Annotated in this window: 12 protein-coding genes; 7 read left to right on the top strand and 5 right to left on the bottom strand. The window is 67.9% G+C overall.

The window, feature by feature from the left end; all coding sequences use genetic code 11:
- Positions 1-214 precede the first annotated feature (214 nt).
- On the bottom strand, positions 215-1,102 hold the full coding sequence (locus tag VH569_RS23200) for a ParB/RepB/Spo0J family partition protein (protein ID WP_423318286.1): 888 nt from the start codon (positions 1,100-1,102) through the stop codon (positions 215-217).
- Positions 1,092-2,108, bottom strand: coding sequence for an AAA family ATPase (locus tag VH569_RS23195; protein ID WP_376963976.1), 1,017 nt, complete (start codon positions 2,106-2,108; stop codon positions 1,092-1,094). Before VH569_RS23195 ends, VH569_RS23200 begins: the two co-directional genes overlap by 11 nt.
- A 189-nt stretch (positions 2,109-2,297) precedes the next feature.
- Here VH569_RS23195 and VH569_RS23190 point away from each other — a divergent pair, with 189 nt between their 5' ends.
- Genes VH569_RS23190 through VH569_RS23180 form a run of 3 tightly spaced genes read left to right on the top strand, consistent with a single transcriptional unit; the run spans position 2,298 to position 5,004 of the window.
- Positions 2,298-3,569 carry a DUF2325 domain-containing protein gene (locus VH569_RS23190; protein ID WP_423318284.1) on the top strand — a complete coding sequence of 424 codons (1,272 nt, stop codon included), beginning with the start codon at positions 2,298-2,300 and terminating at the stop codon, positions 3,567-3,569.
- On the top strand, positions 3,566-4,408 hold the full coding sequence (locus tag VH569_RS23185) for a substrate-binding domain-containing protein (RefSeq protein ID WP_423318283.1): 843 nt from the start codon (positions 3,566-3,568) through the stop codon (positions 4,406-4,408). Before VH569_RS23190 ends, VH569_RS23185 begins: the two co-directional genes overlap by 4 nt.
- A gap of 2 nt (positions 4,409-4,410) precedes the next feature.
- A complete protein-coding gene (locus VH569_RS23180) occupies positions 4,411-5,004 on the top strand; it encodes a DUF2478 domain-containing protein (protein WP_423318281.1) in 594 nt (197 codons plus the stop codon).
- A 114-nt stretch (positions 5,005-5,118) separates the two neighbouring features.
- On the opposite strand, the gene VH569_RS23175 is transcribed toward VH569_RS23180, so the two are convergent.
- Positions 5,119-6,351 carry a benzoate/H(+) symporter BenE family transporter gene (locus tag VH569_RS23175; protein ID WP_423318279.1) on the bottom strand — a complete coding sequence of 411 codons (1,233 nt, stop codon included), beginning with the start codon at positions 6,349-6,351 and terminating at the stop codon, positions 5,119-5,121.
- A gap of 114 nt (positions 6,352-6,465) precedes the next feature.
- Between VH569_RS23175 and VH569_RS23170 the strand changes: the two genes are divergently transcribed.
- The 3 genes from VH569_RS23170 (at position 6,466) to VH569_RS23160 (ending at position 11,051) form a co-directional block, all read left to right on the top strand.
- Positions 6,466-7,956 carry a PLP-dependent aminotransferase family protein gene (locus tag VH569_RS23170; RefSeq protein WP_423318277.1) on the top strand — a complete coding sequence of 497 codons (1,491 nt, stop codon included), beginning with the start codon at positions 6,466-6,468 and terminating at the stop codon, positions 7,954-7,956.
- A 208-nt stretch (positions 7,957-8,164) separates the two neighbouring features.
- A complete protein-coding gene (locus VH569_RS23165; protein ID WP_423318275.1) occupies positions 8,165-8,839 on the top strand; it encodes a nitrogen fixation protein NifQ in 675 nt (224 codons plus the stop codon).
- A gap of 193 nt (positions 8,840-9,032) precedes the next feature.
- Positions 9,033-11,051 carry a TonB-dependent receptor plug domain-containing protein gene (locus VH569_RS23160; protein ID WP_423318273.1) on the top strand — a complete coding sequence of 673 codons (2,019 nt, stop codon included), beginning with the start codon at positions 9,033-9,035 and terminating at the stop codon, positions 11,049-11,051.
- 91 nt (positions 11,052-11,142) lie between these two features.
- Here VH569_RS23160 and VH569_RS23155 read toward each other — a convergent pair whose 3' ends face one another.
- Positions 11,143-12,507 (bottom strand): di-heme oxidoredictase family protein, encoded by a 1,365-nt coding sequence (locus VH569_RS23155; protein WP_423318271.1) that lies wholly within the window; start codon positions 12,505-12,507, stop codon positions 11,143-11,145.
- Positions 12,504-13,841 (bottom strand): ABC transporter substrate-binding protein, encoded by a 1,338-nt coding sequence (locus VH569_RS23150; RefSeq protein ID WP_423318269.1) that lies wholly within the window; start codon positions 13,839-13,841, stop codon positions 12,504-12,506. Before VH569_RS23150 ends, VH569_RS23155 begins: the two co-directional genes overlap by 4 nt.
- A gap of 440 nt (positions 13,842-14,281) precedes the next feature.
- Here VH569_RS23150 and VH569_RS23145 point away from each other — a divergent pair, with 440 nt between their 5' ends.
- Positions 14,282-16,324: a sulfatase-like hydrolase/transferase gene (locus VH569_RS23145; protein ID WP_423318267.1), complete on the top strand. Its 2,043-nt coding sequence runs from the start codon at positions 14,282-14,284 to the stop codon at positions 16,322-16,324.
- The last annotated feature ends 54 nt before the right edge of the window (positions 16,325-16,378 follow it).

Raw genomic sequence — 16,378 nt, 5'->3', positions numbered from 1 at the left:
CCCGGGAGAGGGAAGGGGCCCGCCGCGAAGCGGTGGGAAGGGTGAGGGGGCAGGCAGGAAGCCATGCGGTTCGGGATTCTTGGATCACCCCTCACCCTCCCCACTTCGTGGGTCCCCTCCCTCTCCCGGGGCGGGAGAGGGCAATTTTTGGAGAGTTCAGGAACCCGGTCGGAATCCGACCACGGCAAGACGGGTGGTCGGATTCCGACCGGGCTTACTGTCCGGCCGCGGCCAGGATCGCGTCGATGGCGTTGCGCATGTCGGCCAGCGCCTGACGGTCGGTGTCGGACAGCGACTGCGGCTTGGCCTGGAGTTCCCGCAGCACGTCACGGGCCTGGAACACCGGCTTGGCGGTCCGGGCGGGCAGGGCGCTGGAGGCGATGCCGGCAGGCGCGCTGACCGGCTCGCGCCTGGACGGAGCGGCGGCGGGTGCCGCCGGGGAGGAGGGCAGGGAGCCCATCTCGGCGCGCTTCAGCTTCTCCCAGGCGCGGAGCTGCTCGTCCCGGTCGTCGATGGCGGCGAGCGCCTCCAGCTTCGCCTTGGTCGGGCGCAGCAGGGGATAGTCCTCGCGGATCGCCGGGGCCAGACGCTGGAAGGACAGCATCATGGTGACGTAGGTCTTCTTGCGGCCAAGCGCTTCGGCGAGCTGGCGGTGGGAGTAGCCGTGCCGCTCGGCCAGCCGGGCCAGCGCGTCGGATTCCTCCAGCGGGTTCAGGTCGCTGCGCTGAAGGTTCTCGACGATGGCGATCTCCTCGTCGTCGTCGCCGGTGAACAGGATGCCGAAGATGGTCTCCCGCCCCAGCATCCGCATCGCCCGCAGCCGCCGCTCGCCATAGACCAGCTGCCACCGGTCGTCGGCGGTCTGGCGCACGCCGATGGGCTGTTGCAGCCCGTGGCGCTCGATGGAGGACGCGAGGCCGCGCAATTCCTCCTCGTCGAACTCGCGGCGCGGCTGGTTCGGGTTGGGGGCGATGCGGTCGACCGACACCTCCACCAGATGCGGCGCATGGCGGCTGAGGCCGAACAGCGCGTCCTTCATCCGGGCGGCTGCGGTGGCGCTCTGCGCCGGCTTGGTTGCCTTGCCGAGAAGACTACGCGACACGGTCGACCTCCTTGATGCGGGCGGTGCGTTCCTCGGCCAGGGCGGATGCGACATCGCGGTAGACGGCGGCGCCGGCCACGTCCGGCATCGCTTCCACCGCCGCACGGCCGACCGAGGTCGCCTGGGCATAGACCGACGCCTTCGGCACCGGATCGAAAACCCGCAGATGCGGGCCGTATTCCTCGTGGATCTGTTCCAGAACCTCGCGGTCGTTGCGTTCGCGCTGCTTGAAGATGGTCGGCACGATGCCGAGCACCGACAGGCCGGTGTTCATCCGGCGGCGGATCTTGGTGACGTTTTCCAGCAGGAAGGCCATGCCGAGCAGGCTGAACTTCTCGGTCTGGCAGGGGATGACCGCGGTGTGGGCGGCGACCATGGCGTTCTTGGTCAGCTCGCCGATGTTGGGGGGCGTGTCGATGACGATGAAGTCGAAGCTGCGCTTCGCCGCGGCGATCTTCTCCTTCATGATGAAGTCGCCGCCGGCCTCCTTGCCCAGCTCCACCTCGGTCTCGGCGAGGCGGATGGAGGAGGGGGCGACGCGCAGGCCGCTTTCCGGCACGGTGACCAGGATGTCGTCCAGCTCCAGATCGCCATGCATGACGTAGTAGAGGGTCTTGCCCTCCGTCTCCATGGTGTAGGAGTCGATGCCGAGATGCTGGGTGGCGTTGGCCTGCGGATCGCAGTCGATCAGCATGGTGGCGTAGCCCTTGATCGCCAGCGCCGAGGCGATGTTCACCGCCGACACCGTTTTGGCGCAGCCGCCCTTCTGGTTCGCCACGACGACGACCAGCGCCGGGCCGCCCAGCCTTTCCGGCTCCGGCCCGTTGATTTCGCGCGTCATCAGTGCATCGACTGCCGCCGGGATGCGCTCCGCGTCATTTTCCCAGCGGCTGATCTTCTGCTTGTCGTAGCGGCGCTGCAGCCGTTCGTTCAGCCAGACGGCGAACTCGGACTGCGACAGCCCTTTCGTTTCCCGATGGGTCCGCAACTCGTCGCCCTTCACCATCCCCTCCCCAGCATGAACCGGGCCGGAGGGTAGGGGTAGACGCTACAATGGTCAAGGAAAGGCATGCCATATGGCCGCGCATCGCCCAACCCGGCTTCCGCGTCCACAGTCGCGCAACAGGATGATTGCCCGATCCTCGCCGGGCCTGCTACGTTATATTCAGTCGAATATAGAGGTGCGGGCATCCCGATGGTCCATCTCCCGGTTCTTCGCAGGTCCGCCGCCGGCGCGGTCGGCGCGCTGCTTCATGACGAATGGGCCGCCGCCTTTCCCGATCCGGCTCCGACGCCCGCCGGCACGCGCCGAGCCCGCATCTGGGACATCGCGCCGAACCTGCATTGCTCCGTCATCGGCACCTGTCTGAGCACCGGCGAACTGCGCCAGTTCTTCGTCAAGCTGGGTGACGCCGACGCCCGCACCGCGAGCGATCACCTCCTTCATGGCCGTGCTGTCCAGTTGGCCGGACAACGCGGCACGACCGGCAAGCTGCTGCACAAGACGCTGGATCGGCGCCACGATACGGCGGTCCGCCGCTTCGCCAAGGCCGGTACGGCTGGGGAGGTCCGCCGGCTCTGGCTCCAGTCCTTCGAGCAGGGCGACATCCCCGGCGCCTATTGGGCCGTGCTGACCCATCCAGCCACCGATGTCGTGCTGGCACAGGAGGTGTTCGGCGAGGTCCACATGCTGTCGCACATGGTCGGCTCCTCCAACCGGCTCGACATCGCGCGGCTGCGCCGGGCGGAACAGGGTCTGGCCGAGCGCGACGACACCATTTCCCGCCAGCAGGCGCGGCTGAAGAGGGCGGCCGAGGAGCGGGACGCACTGTTGCGCCGGCTGGAGACCCTGGAAGGTCTGGCCGCGCGGGCGAGACGTGAACGGTCCATGGCGCCGCTCCCGGCCCCGTTCCCGGCCGAAGACGCCGACACGCTGCGGCGCAAGCTGAACGACGAGAAAGCGCACGCTGGCGTCCTGGCCGCGCGTCTGGCGGAGGCGGAGGAGGCGCTGCGGAGCGCGGGACACTGCATCGCCGCCCTGGAAGCACGGGAGAAGACGCTCCAGGCCGAACTTGCCGCCTTCGAAGCGGAGCTGGCGGATGACGGCGCCTGCGGACGGGGATGCGGCGAGGATGCCAATCCAGGCGATCTCGCCGGCCGGCGGTTGCTCTATGTCGGCGGACGGCCCGGCCTGATCGGCGCCCTGCGGACGGTGACCGCGCGGCGGGGCGGCACGATGCTCGCCCACGACGGCGGGATCGAGGACAGCACGGCCCTGCTGCCCGGCCTGATCAGCCAGGCCGACATCGCCTTCTTCCCGGTGGACTGCGTCAGCCATGCCGCCGCCGGGCGCATCAAGACGCTGTGCCGTCAGGCCGGCAAACCCTTCATCCCGCTGCGCAGCGCCAGCATCGCCACCTTCATCGCGGCCATCGCCGCCCCACCGATCGAGGTCGAGGTTCCATGATACCGTTCCGCCGTCTTGCCACCCTGACGCTGCTGGCCGCCACCGCCGCCGTCTCCTTGTCCGCCATGCCCGTGTCCACGGCGCGCGCCGAGGAGCTGGTCCTCTATGGGGCGGGCAGCCTGCGCGCCGCGATGACCGCCATCGCCGCCGATTATGCCAAGGCGACCGGCAACAGCGTGCGCACCGTCTTCGGACCGTCCGGCCTGATGCGCGACCGGATCGAGGCGGGCGAGGCGGTCGATCTCTTCACCTCGGCCGACATGGGACATGCGCTGACCCTGCGCAAGGACGGGCGGGCCGCCGCCGTGGCGATGTTCACCCGCAACCGGCTGTGCGCCTTCGCCAAACCCGAGGCAAAGCTGGAGCCGGCGTCCTTCGCCGAGCGGCTGCTCGACCCGTCGGTGCGGGTCGGCACCTCGACGCCCAAGGCCGACCCCGGCGGCGACTACACCTGGGAGATGTTCCAGCGGATCGGGCAGCAGCATCCCGGCGCCTTCGCCGCGCTCGACGCCAAGGCGAAGAAGATCGTCGGCGGCAGCACCGCCGCCGATCCGTCCGATCCCGACCCGATCGCGTCGGCCTTCGCGCGCGGCGACATCACCGTCATGATCGCCTATTGCAGCGGCGCCGAGCAGCGGCGCCAGGCCACGCCCGATCTCCAGGTGGTGCCGGTTCCGCCGCCCTACGCCACCGGTCCCGAATATGGCCTGGCGATCGCCAGTCTCCAGAAGCCGGCCGCCGTCGGGCTGATGCTGGCGATCCTGTCGCCGGAGGGGCAGGCGACGCTGGCGCGCTTCGGTTTCGACCCGGTCGGCCTGCCGTCGGGCGGGGAGCGCTGACCGTGCCCCGCCCCCGCCCCGAACATCCGTCCCTCGCCCGCATGCCGCCGGTCCGACCCCCGTTCGACGACCGCTCGGACGTCGCGGCGGTCGTCTATGGCGGCACGGACGACCCCGACAGGCTGCTCTCCGGTTTCCTGCTCGACCTCCAGACGCAGGGTTTCGACGCGGTGGGGATCGTGCAGGTCCGCCGGGAGGCACCGGTGGAGGGGCGGGCGGCGCATGGCTTCCGCCTGCTTTCCGGCCAGGGCAGCCCCTCTCCCGATGAGGATCCCGGCGGCGAAAGCCTCGCCGGGATTGGACGGAGGCTGGCCGTTCTGGTCGAAGGGCGGCCTGACATCGTCGTGCTGAACCGCTTCGGCTGGCAGGAACTCAACGGCTCCGGCCTGCTCGATGTCCTGCATCTCGCGATGCTGCGCGAGGTGCCGGCGGTCATCGCGGTGCCCGAGGCGCTCTTCCCCCACTGGCTCGACCTTGCCGACGGGCTGACCGTCAGGCTGCCCTGCGACCGTGCCGCGCTGGACCGCTGGTGGGTGTCGCTGTGGCGGGCACCGCCGGGCGGACGTCCTCCGACGGCGTGCGAGCGCGACAAGTAGCCGCGATCCCCGCCACACCATCTTCGTCAGACAGCAAGGTCATCAGAACCGCCGCAACATTCAGCACATGCGCGACCTGGGTCTGGATCGAGATGACGGAAATGGTCATCGTTGTCACTTCGCGGTCCTTTCGGTCATGGTGAGGCCGGCCTGCTCGCGGCGCGGCAGGCGGCCGTTCAGGACGAGGTAGGCGACAAGACCGATCACCAACCCCCAGAAGGCCCCGCCGACGCCGAGCAGCTTGATGTTCGCCGCGGATGCCAGGAAGGTGATGAGCGCCGCTTCACGCGATGTCGGATCGGCCATCGCTCCGGCAAGGCTGCCGCCGATGGTGCCAAGCAATGCCAGACCGGCAAGCGTGGTGATGAAGGTGGCCGGGAAGGCCATGAAGACGGCGGCGAGCGTCACCCCGAACACGCCGACCAGCACATAGAAGCAGCCGGCCGCGATGCCTGCGATCCAGCGCTTTCGCGGGTCTTCATGCGCTTCCCTGCCGGTGGCGATCGCCGCCGTGATAGCCGCGATGTTGAAGGCGTGCGAGCCGAATGGGGCCATGATGAGCGAGCCAAGGCCGGTCACAGTGACGATGGGATTGGCGCTGGTCTTGAAGCCGTCGTTCCGCAGCACCAGCATCCCCGGCATGTACTGGCCGGTCAGCGTGATGAGAAACAGCGGCAACGCGACAGACAGCAGCGCATTCAGCGAAAACGCCGGTATCGTGAAGACGGGCGCGGCGAATTCAAGCTTCAGCCCCGACAGATCCACCCGGCTCTGCGTCAGCAGGAACACCAGCCCGAGAACGAGGATGCCGACCACGGCATAACGGGCGGAAAAGCGCTTCAGCACGACATAGGCGACAATCAGCAGTCCGACGAGCAGTGGATCGACGCTCGCACCACCGAAGGCACCGACGCCGAATTGCAGCAGGATGCCGGCCAGCAGCCCGGAGGCGATCCCCGGCGGGATCAGCCGGATGACCTTCTCGAAATAGCCCGAAAGACCGAGCGCGACGAAGGCCACTGCCGAGATCATGTAAGCGCCGACCGCTTCCGCATAGGGTGTCGTCGCCAGCGCGGTGACGAGAAACGCCGCCGCCGGCGTGGACCAGGCGGTGATGATCGGCTCGCGAAAGCGCCAGCTCAGGAACAGTCCCGTCAGTCCGACGCCTACGGAAACCGACCAGACCCATGAGGCCGTGAGTTCGGGGCTTAACCCAGCGACCTTCGCCGCCTGAAACACCAGGATGAAGGTGCCGCCATAGTTGACGATCACGGAGATCAGCCCCGCCACGATGGGATGGGTCAGGTCGTTCAAGCGGATCGACGAAGGTGAAGCATGTAAGGACATGATCCTGATGGGTCTCCTGAAGTTCGGGGCGCACAGGCCAAAACCGCTGCATTGACAAATAGCCGGCCAATGGCCTGAATTGCCCATCCACTTCGTTCGAGAGATTCAGACCATTTGTTCAAGCATTCCCAACTGGAATCCGTGAAGGCATGGATTGCCCATCCCGCCCATTCCGCGATGCCGCTCCATGCGCGGATTCAACGGGCAATCCGGCAGCTGATCGTCGATGGCGCGCTCGGGCGTGGGAAGCCGTTGCCAGCCTCACGCCCGCTCGCCAAATCGCTCGGTGTGTCGCGCGACACGGTTGAAGCCGCCTACGCCCAGCTTCATGCCGAGGGCTTCATCGACCGCCGGGTCGGCAGCGGCAGCTTCGTCGCCGAGATGACGGAGTTCACGCCGGGGCTCCGGCTATCCCGGCGTGACGCGCTCGCGCGCAATCAGGCCCCGAACCTCAGCAGACGCGGGGCCGCAATGTCCCGCAGCGGCGGGGTGCGCGAGATGATGATTCCGCGACCCTTCGCGCATGGCGTGCCGGAAACCCGTACTTTTCCGCTTCGGCTCTGGGAAAGGCTGGAGCGACAGGTGCGCAAAGAGGCCAGCGGGCAGACGCTGTTTCATGGCGATCCGCAGGGGACCGAACCGCTGCGCCGCGCCATCGCCGACTATGTGAATCTTGAACGGGGAGCCCGCGCCACGGCCGACCGGGTGCTCATCCTCACCAGTTCGCAGCAGGCCATGTCGCTTTGCGCCAACATGCTGCTCGATCCCGGCGACCGCATCTTCATCGAAGATCCCGCCTATTACGGCGCACGCAAAGCATTCGATGCGGCGGGGTTGGAATGCGTGCCGGTTCGTGTGGATCGGCAGGGCATCGTCGTCGATCAGATAATTGCCGAGCCCCGCAAGGCGAAAGCCGTTTCCCTGACGCCTTCCCACCAGTTTCCAACCGGAGCCACACTGGCGCTGGATCGCCGCCTTGCGCTCATCGAATGGGCCTCGCGGCATCAGGCCTGGATCATTGAGGACGATTACGACAGCGAGTTCCACTATGCGGGCAAGCCGACCGCCTGTTTGCAGGGGCTCGATGTCCATGACCGGACCATCTACATCGGCACCTTCACCAAGTCGCTGTTTCCGGGTTTGCGGATCGGCTACGTCGTGCTGCCGCCCCAGCTCGTAAAGCCGATGACGGTGGCGCGCACCCTGCTTGATGGGCATTCGGCTCCGATGCCGCAACTGACGCTTGCCCGTTTCATGGAGGGAGGGCATTTCGGCGCCTATGTGCGCACCATGCGCGCCATCTATGCCGAACGTCTCGATGTGCTCGTCGACCTCGTTCAAAAGCATCTGTCCGATTTCGTCGAGCCGCGCGTTCCAATCGGCGGACTGCAAATGCCGTGTCTGCTCATTGGCGATCTGTCGGAGCGTATGGCGATCGACGCCGGGCGGCGTGTCGGGGTCGAGCTTCTGGGATTGACGGCACTTTACGCAACGAGCGACGCCAAGGGCGGTTTCCTGATGGGCTTTGCCGCTTACACGCCGGCCGAGATCGAGAATGCCGTCAAGAAGCTGGCGAACGCCTTTCTGGCGGTGGTCAAACCGTAGAAGCGCCGCCGGTACGTCGCGTGGTTTCCGCGTCGACGACCATCGCGGGATCGCCGGGTTCATGCTCGATACGCTTAAGGCCGTCCGTAGCGGAACGCTCAACGCCTGCGGCCCTGAGACCAATGGCCGCGTGCGCCAGCTCGTGGCGCGTTTCCCGTTGCCGTACTAAACATCAGATACGGATGACCATGATCGATGAGAGGCGGGCGTGACGGACTCGGCGGCTTACCATCGCCTGATGGCGTACTCGGCATCCGGCGGCCTTGCCGATACGCAGGATCTCGGGCGCATGCTGCTGCGCCGTTGCAGCGATGCGGCGGCACCCTACCCATGCGCGTTGGGGCTGCCCCCGGACAGGCTGGCCGCCCTGGTCGGGGCCGTCTTCCCGGAGGCCGCCGCCGGCTGGACGCCGGGGCACTGCTTTTCCCGGCACGTCCATCGTCTGGCCGACGCGGAAGCGGAGCATCGCCACGGCTGTCCCGTCTCCCTGGACATCGCCGCGCCGGAGATCGTCCGGCCGGAGATCATTCGGTTGAAGCGCGAGGAGGAGGACTTCCTCGGCCTGCTGCTGCGCAACCGCAGCACGGACCAGCCGGTTGCCGCGGCCTTCGCCGTCATCATCGCGCGCGCTTGCGTCGAAAACGACCATCTCTGGCGCTCCCTCGGGCTGGCGGGGCGCAACTCCCTGGCGGACCTGCTGCGGCGCCATTTCCATCCGCTGGCGTCCGCCAACACCCGCAAGCTGCGCTGGAAACGCTTCTTCTACGAGCGGCTCCTCGCCGAAGGCCGGCCCGCCGACCGGCCCACCGTCTGTGATGCCTGCGCCCATCACTCCGACTGCTATGGCGACATCGTCCCGGCGAGGCCGCACGCCATGCCTTGAGTGACGCATCGTCCTGCTCCCAAGGCAGAGAGCCTTTTGACAGAGTGGCCGCAATCGATATATCCGTACAGATACATCGATTGCGGCGAGCAGGTGGGGTCCGCAGGGGGCTTCCGCATCGGTGAGAGGGAAACGGCTTACCATTGGGGGCGAGATGCGTAATTCCTGTCTGTATATTACGTTTACGATTGGGGTGCTGGGCGCCGGTGGGGCGGTCGCGGCCGATGCCGCCAGCGATCCGGCCGCCAATGCCGGGGCCGGCGTCTTCACGCTCGGCCAGATCAACGTGTCGGCCCAGGCGGCCGGGCAGCCGATCGGCGGGTCCAGCCTGTCGGCGGACGAGATGCAGACCTTCAACAAGCAGTCGCTCGATCAGGCGATGGACATCATTCCCGGCGTCACCTCGTCGACGACCGGCGGGCAGCGCAACGAACGGCTGGTCTATATCCGCGGCTTCGACCGCTACCAGATTCCGGTGATGATGGATGGCGTGCGGATCTATCTTCCCGCCGACAACCGGCTCGATTTCGGCCGCCTGCTGACCCCCGACCTGTCGGAAATCCAGGTGTCGAAGGGCTACGCCTCGGTGCTGGACGGACCGGGCGCCATGGGCGGCGCCATCAACCTCGTCACCCGCAAGCCGACCCGCGCCTTCGAAGCGGAGCTGCGCCAGGGGCTGTCCTTCGACAACCGGGCGGCCCTGGGCGGCTACACCACCTACGGCATGGCCGGCACCCGGCAGGAACGCTTCTACCTGCAAGCCAGCGGCACCAAAACCGAGACCACCCACAGCCGCCTGCCGGAGAGCTTCAAGCCGGTGGCGTCGGAGAATGGCGGCAACCGCAACCAGTCGCAGACCAGGGACTGGTCGGTCAACCTGAAGGCCGGCTTCACGCCCAACGACACCGACGAATACTCGATCAATGTCCAGAAGCAGTCGGGCAGGAAGGGTGCTCCGCTGAACGTGAACGACACCGTCGCCAACCAGCGCTACTGGAGCTGGCCCTACTGGGATTTGCAGAGCGTCTATTGGCTGTCGAACACCAGGATCGGCAGCGCGTCCTACGCAAAGACCAAGCTCTACTACAACACCTTCCAGAACGGGCTTTACTCCTTCGACGATGCCGGCCTGACGCGGCAGGCGACGTCACGTTCCTTCCGCAGCTATTATGACGACAAGGCCTATGGCGGCAGCGCCGAACTGGGCACCGACCTGATCCCGATGAACACGCTGAAGGGCGCCCTGCATTTCCGCCGCGACGACCACAAGGAATGGCAGCGCCTCTACCCCGGCAATTTCCTGGAGCCCAAGCAGCGGGATCTGGAGGACACCTGGTCGGTCGCGCTGGAGAACAGTTTCCACGCCACGGACGCGCTGGACATCGTGATCGGCGCCAGCCACGACTGGCGCCGCCTGCATGAGGCGCAGGACTGGAACGGCACCGCCACCGGCTCGATGATCGACTACAAGCGCGCCGACAGCGACGCCACCAATGCCCAGGGCGCCGTGGTCTACCGCTTCTCCAGGACCGGCGAGGCGCATGCCAGCATCTCCGCCCGCAGCCGCTTCCCCAGCATCTTCGAGCGCTTCAGCACCCGGTTCAACGGCGCCGCCTCCAATCCCGACCTGAAGCCGGAAAAGGCGATCAACTACGAGATTGGCGCGTCGGAGCGCTTCGGGTCCACCCGTGTCGAGGGCGCCGTCTTCCTCAGCCGCCTGCGCGACGTGATCGCCAACGCGCCAATCGTCATCAACGGCCAGTCGACGACGCAGAGCCGCAACATGGCCTCCGGCCTCTATCGCGGTTTCGAGGTCGCCGTCACCACCAGACTGACCCCGACGCTGGAGGTCGGCGGCAACTACACGCTGACCATCCGGACGCTGTCCGACCCCAACATCCCCAACCTGAAGGCGGTCGGCACGCCGAACCACAAGCTGTTCCTGCATGCCGACTGGCGGCCGACCGAACAGCTCGGCATCGTCCCGAGCGTCGAGGCGGCGAGCGGCCGCTACAGCCAGAGCACCGCGGGCACCGTGTTCCTCGGCAACGGCGGTTATGTCCTGGCCAATCTCCAGGCCAGCTACGACCTGACCGCCAACGCCCAACTGTCGGCCGGGGTGCGCAACCTGTTCGACGCCAACTATTCGCTGGCCGACGGTTTCCCGGAGCCGGGCCGGACGATGTTCGTCACCGCGCGCTACAGCTTCTGATCCCGGCCGGGCGCTTAAACCGGACCCTTCAAGCGCCCGCTGGCGGTTTCGCTATATTCGGAAGAATATAGAAGCGCTGTGGGATGTGGCGTTACAGGGAGTCGAGGAAGGCGAGCAGTGCCTTGCGGTTCAGCGAAGGCATGCGGCGGACCGCCTCGCGCGCCGGTTCAGCCTCGCCGCCGTGCCAGAGAATGGCCTCCAGCGGGGTGCGGGCACGGCCGTCATGCAGGTAGGTCGGGCGGTCGGTGACCGCCGCGGTCAGGCCGAGCCCCCACAGCGGCGGCGTTCGCCACTGCCGGCCGGTCGCCTGGAAATCCGGCCGCCCGTCCGCCAGCCCCTCGCCCAGGTCGTGCAGCAGCAGGTCGGTAAAGGGGTGGATGGTCCGGCCGGCGAGTTCCGGCAGGGCCGGCGACGCGCCGGTGCGCAGGGTCGGGGTGTGGCAGGCGGCGCAGCCGATGGCGGCGAACAGGTCTTCTCCCACCCGCACCAGGGGATCGTCGGCGTTGCGCCGTGCCGGCACCGCGAGTGCGCGGGTGTAGAGCGTCACCAGATCGAGCTGTTCGTCGCTCAGCTCCGGTCCGACATTCCCCGTATCCTCTCCCGCTGCCGCGCGGCAGGCGGTCTGCGCCGCCGTGCAGCCATGCTGCGGAAACAGCGTGGAGGTCAGGCCGAGGTCGCCGTCGAAGGCGCCGGCATTCTGCTGGCGCAGGCTCGGCTGGTTGGCCTTCAACCCGAAGCGGCCGATTGCGAAGGCGCCGCGCGCCGCATCCCACACCAGATTGACCCGCCCGCGCACCCCGTCGCCGTCGCGGTCGTCCGGATCGGCGAGCGCCAGCAGGTCGGCCTCCGGCACCGCCTCCAGCAGGCCGAGCCCGACGATCGGCGGCGCCATCCGCACCGAAATCATCACCTCCGGCCCCAACGGCCCGTAGCCGAGATTGCCCAGCCGCAGGTCCGGCCGCCGCAGGGCGACCGGGGTGCCGTCGGCCAGACGGTCGATGCGCTCCGACCAGACCAGCGTCGCCCGGCCCTCGCCCGGCACGCCGGGGATGCCGTCGGGGTTGAACTGGTCGCCATAGACCGGATGCGGCTGCGGCGCGGCGCCCGCCCTGCCGCCGGGCACCGACAGCCGGACCAGGGTGGAGCGCATGCTGTCGTTCTCGCCCTCCGGCGGTTCGCCGCGGCCGTTCTTGGCGTGGCAGGCGATGCAGGATTGCCGGTTGAACAGCGGGCCGAGCCCGTCGAGATCGGGCCGCACCTCCGACGGGCCGACGGTCCACACCTGCTGGAACAGCGAGCGGCCAGCATGGAAGGCGGCACGGTGAGCGGGGTCGAGAGCCGGCAGCGGCCTGGAGAAGGCGTCGCGGCCCTGCACGGGCACCGTCACCGCCTCGTCGGCCCGCAAGGGCGTCGCGGCGACCAGCAGGGCGGCGGCGAGAGGGAGAACCCGTCTCATGGCGTCGGCAGCGCCCGGCGGGCGAGGTCCAGCGCCTCGGCATGGGCGGCGTCGATGCGGGCGGACCAGTCTTTCCGTACGGCCGCCTGCTCCTCCGGATTGCGATTGGACCGGCGGTCCTGGAAGATTGGCGCGAGGCGGTCGGCGTCGGCGCCGGCAACCGGAACGAAGCCGGCCAGCGTGCGCGCCCTGCTCACCAGGGCGGCGCGCTCCGGGTCGGGCTTGTTGGTTGGCTCGGCATTATTGGGCAGGGCGGCTTCGGCGGCGTGGATGGCGCCCCACAGGGTCTTCAGCCGGTCCTGCCGCCCGGCGATCAGGGTGTCGAACAGCGCCGCGATCAGGCCGTGGCGGTTCAGCCCCGTCTCCATGTCGTAGGCGTAGGGTTCGGCCCCGACCCTCTGAAAGGGATTGACGGTGCCGGCCGGCGCCTGGGCATAGACGTCGGGGCGCACCGGATAGCGGCGGATGTCGGGGTGGAACAGCAGCGCCTGCCCCGGCGCCGACAGCACGAAATCGACGAAGGCGCGCGCCGCGTCCGGGTGCGGCGCGGCCCTGGTGATCGCCACCTGGGCCGGCAGGAAGGCGGTGCGCGGCGGGTAGACCAGCGCCACCGGATGACCGTTGGCGATGGCGCTGCGGGCGAAGAAATCCACCGTCACGGCGACGTCGGCCTCGCCGTTGACCACGCTTTCGCTGACCTGCCCGCCGCTGCCGACCAGCGTCGCGTCGGCCGCCGCCTCGCCGAGCAGGGCCCAGCCGGCCTCCCAGCCCTCCGCCTGCAACAGGATGTCGTAGAGCGCTCCGGAGAAGCCGACCTGCCCGGCGATGGGCAGGGCCAGCTGTCCCGTCCAGCGCGTCGCCGCCAGATCGCGCCATGTCGCCGGCTGCGGCAGGCGGTCGCGGGCGAGAGCCGCCGGGTTGACGATCAGCCCGTAGCCGGCGACCTCGAACGCCTCGAAGAAGCCCCGGCGGTCGGAGACGAACTGCCCGTCGACCACGCCCGGCAGGACGGCGCGGTCCACCGCCAGCGACCGGAAGGCCCCTGCGTCGCGCAGCCGCGGAAAGCTGCTGAGCGAGGGCGTCCAGTAGACATCGACGCCGCCCTGGTCGGGCTTGGCCAGTTCCACCGCGGCGTCGCGCGACGGTTTCCAGACCACTTGCAGGTCGGTGCCGGGATTGGCGCGCTCGAACGCCTGCTCGTAGCGTTGGACCAGTTCGTCCGGGTAGCTGGTCATCACGACCACCCGGTCCTCCACCGCCCAGCCCGCTCCGGAGCCGAACATGAGAATGGAACCGAGCAGCAGCGCGGCGATCCTGCGGGAGAGTGGGAGCATGCCTCGGCAGCCTCATACAGCTATATTCGGAAAGATATAACGATAACCCTATACCTGTCGGGCTTTCGCGGCAACCACGGCCATGCAGCAGGAACGCTGCCACGGGGCGCTGCGGCCTGCCGGGAGCAGGCCTGCCGCCACAGGGGCGCGGTGTGCCATGGCAAAGCCGATTTCCTGCATTGCAGCAGTGATGTCAAAAGATAGGAGATGATCTTTAAGGAAATTGCATGCATCGGTATGAATAAAATTTACGGCGCTTAAGTGAAGTTTGCTACCGATACCGTTTGACGCCCTGAATATTATCAAACTACCCTTAAGTGGTAAACGGATAAGACTGGACTCTGGCCAGCTTCCGCAACGGAAATTCATTCCTTTTCCGAAGGCCGATTACCCATTGACGTTGCTTTTCCCCGATATGGATCGCAAAGGATAATGATGCCATGACCGAGAACGCCAACCGGCCGCAGCGCGACGGCGCGCAGCCCAACATCCTGCTGATCTCCGTCGATCAGTACCGCTACCCGCGCTTCTCCTATGGCCCCAAGGGCGGGCTGGCGGAACCGCTGAAGCGGATCCTGGGCTTCCGGGGCGAGGCGGACGTGAGCGAGAACGAATATGCGCGCTTCTTTCCCGGCCTGACCCGGCTGCGCAGGAACGCGGTGGCGCTGCACAACCACACCATCGCGTCGAGCGCCTGCACCCCCAGCCGTGCGGTGATGTTCACCGGCCAGTACGGCAACCGCACCGGCGTGACCCAGACCGACGGCATGTTCAAGGACGGCAACGCGGCGCGCTTCCCGTGGCTGGAGGCCGACGGCCATCCCACCATGGGCCATTGGATGCAGGCCATCGGCTATTCCTCGCATTATTTCGGCAAATGGCATGTCAGCAACCCGGCCGGCCATTCGCTGACCCGTTACGGCTTCTCCGACTGGGAGTTGTCCTATCCCGAGCCCCATGGGGCGGCGATCAACAACCTGGGCCTCTACCGCGATGCCGGCTTCGCCGACAACGCCTGCCTGTTCCTGCGCCGCCGCGGGCTGGCGCTGCCCTACAATTATGGGGTTTCGGCGGACGAGGCGCGGCCCGGTTCCAACACCCCGGCCACCGATGCGGCAGAGCGCCCGTGGTTCGCGGTGGTGTCCTTCACCAACCCCCACGACATCGCGACATATCCCACGGTGATTTCGCAGGCCCTGCCGCCGACCGATGGAAGCACGGCGAAGACCCAGCCGGTGTTCGGCCCGCTCGACGTGCCCCTCCAGGGGCAGTCGTCGTACCCGCCGACCGAGGGCACCATGGCGATGCCGCTCAACCCGCAGGGCTTCCCGCAGGATTGCGCTGGTCGGATTCCGACCTGGAACGAGGATCTGTCGACCAAGCCGTCCTGCCAGTTCGACGCCGCCTACAAGATCGGCCTCGCCTTGTCCGCCAAGGCGAGCCATGGCGCCGTCAGCGCCGCCGGGGACGTGGCGGGGTCCGCTGACTGGGAAGCCGCGGCGGCGCTGGCGCTGAAATTCACCATCCCGTTCCAGCTCTCCGAGGATCCGGAGGGGTACAGCATCCAGCTGCTGCAATTCTATGCCTGGCTGCATTCCCAGGTCGATCCGCAGATCAACCGCGTGCTCCAGGCGCTGGAGGATTCAGGCCAGGCCGACAACACCATCGTGATCTTCGTGGCCGACCATGGCGAGCTGGGGGCCGCCCACAACATGATGCTGGAGAAATGGCACGTCGCCTATGAGGAGGCCGTGCATGTGCCGATGGTGGTGCGCTTCCCAGCCTCGATGGGCGGCGACGGGACCTCGCTGCGGCATGTGGACGCCGTGACCAGCCATGCCGACCTCGTGCCCACCGTGCTGGGCCTGACCGGCGTCGGCCGCAAGGCCCTGGACAAGGCGGCGGACGAGCTGGCCAAGCGCCACACCATGGCGCCGCTGCCGGGCGTCGACCTGACCCCGGTGCTGAAGGCCCCCGGCACGCCGGTGACCTACCCCAACGGCCAGCCGCGCGAAGGCGTGCTGTTCATGACCGATGACGAGGTGACCCAGCCGGTCGAGGGCGGCCGGATCACCGAGCCCGACTATTATGGCGCCTACGAGGTGTATTGCCGGACCGTCGAGGCGGTGCGCGCCGGCGACTTCAAGGTCACGCCGGTGCCGGAGCTGTCCCCCGGCCCGGTGCGCCAGCCCAACCACATCCGCTGCGTGCGCACCGACAGCGCCAAGCTGGCCCGCTACTTCGACCCGGCGAACCCGCTCCTGCTGGAATGGGAGATGTACGACCTGAACCGGGATCCGAACGAGGAAACCAACCTCGTGCAGGTGACCGGGCAGGCTCCGACGGCGCGCACCGACCAAGACAATCTGCCCGACTGGTACGACGCGGCGGCGGTCCAGGCCGAAGCCGACCGCCTCGCCGCCCTGCTGGCGGATGTGGAGCGGCGGGCGGGGCTGGAGGTACAACAGTCCGTTCCGGCGTAACGGGGTGCGGGGGCCTTGCAAGACAAGGCCCCCGCATGCTGGCGAAGCCGGGAG

The sequence above is a fragment of the Azospirillum sp. 11R-A genome, assembly GCF_049472615.1.
In the GTDB taxonomy this organism is placed as follows: Bacteria; Pseudomonadota; Alphaproteobacteria; order Azospirillales; family Azospirillaceae; genus Azospirillum; species Azospirillum palustre.
Note: the sequence above shows the minus strand (reverse complement) of the source record. Positions and strands in the feature narration are given on the sequence as shown.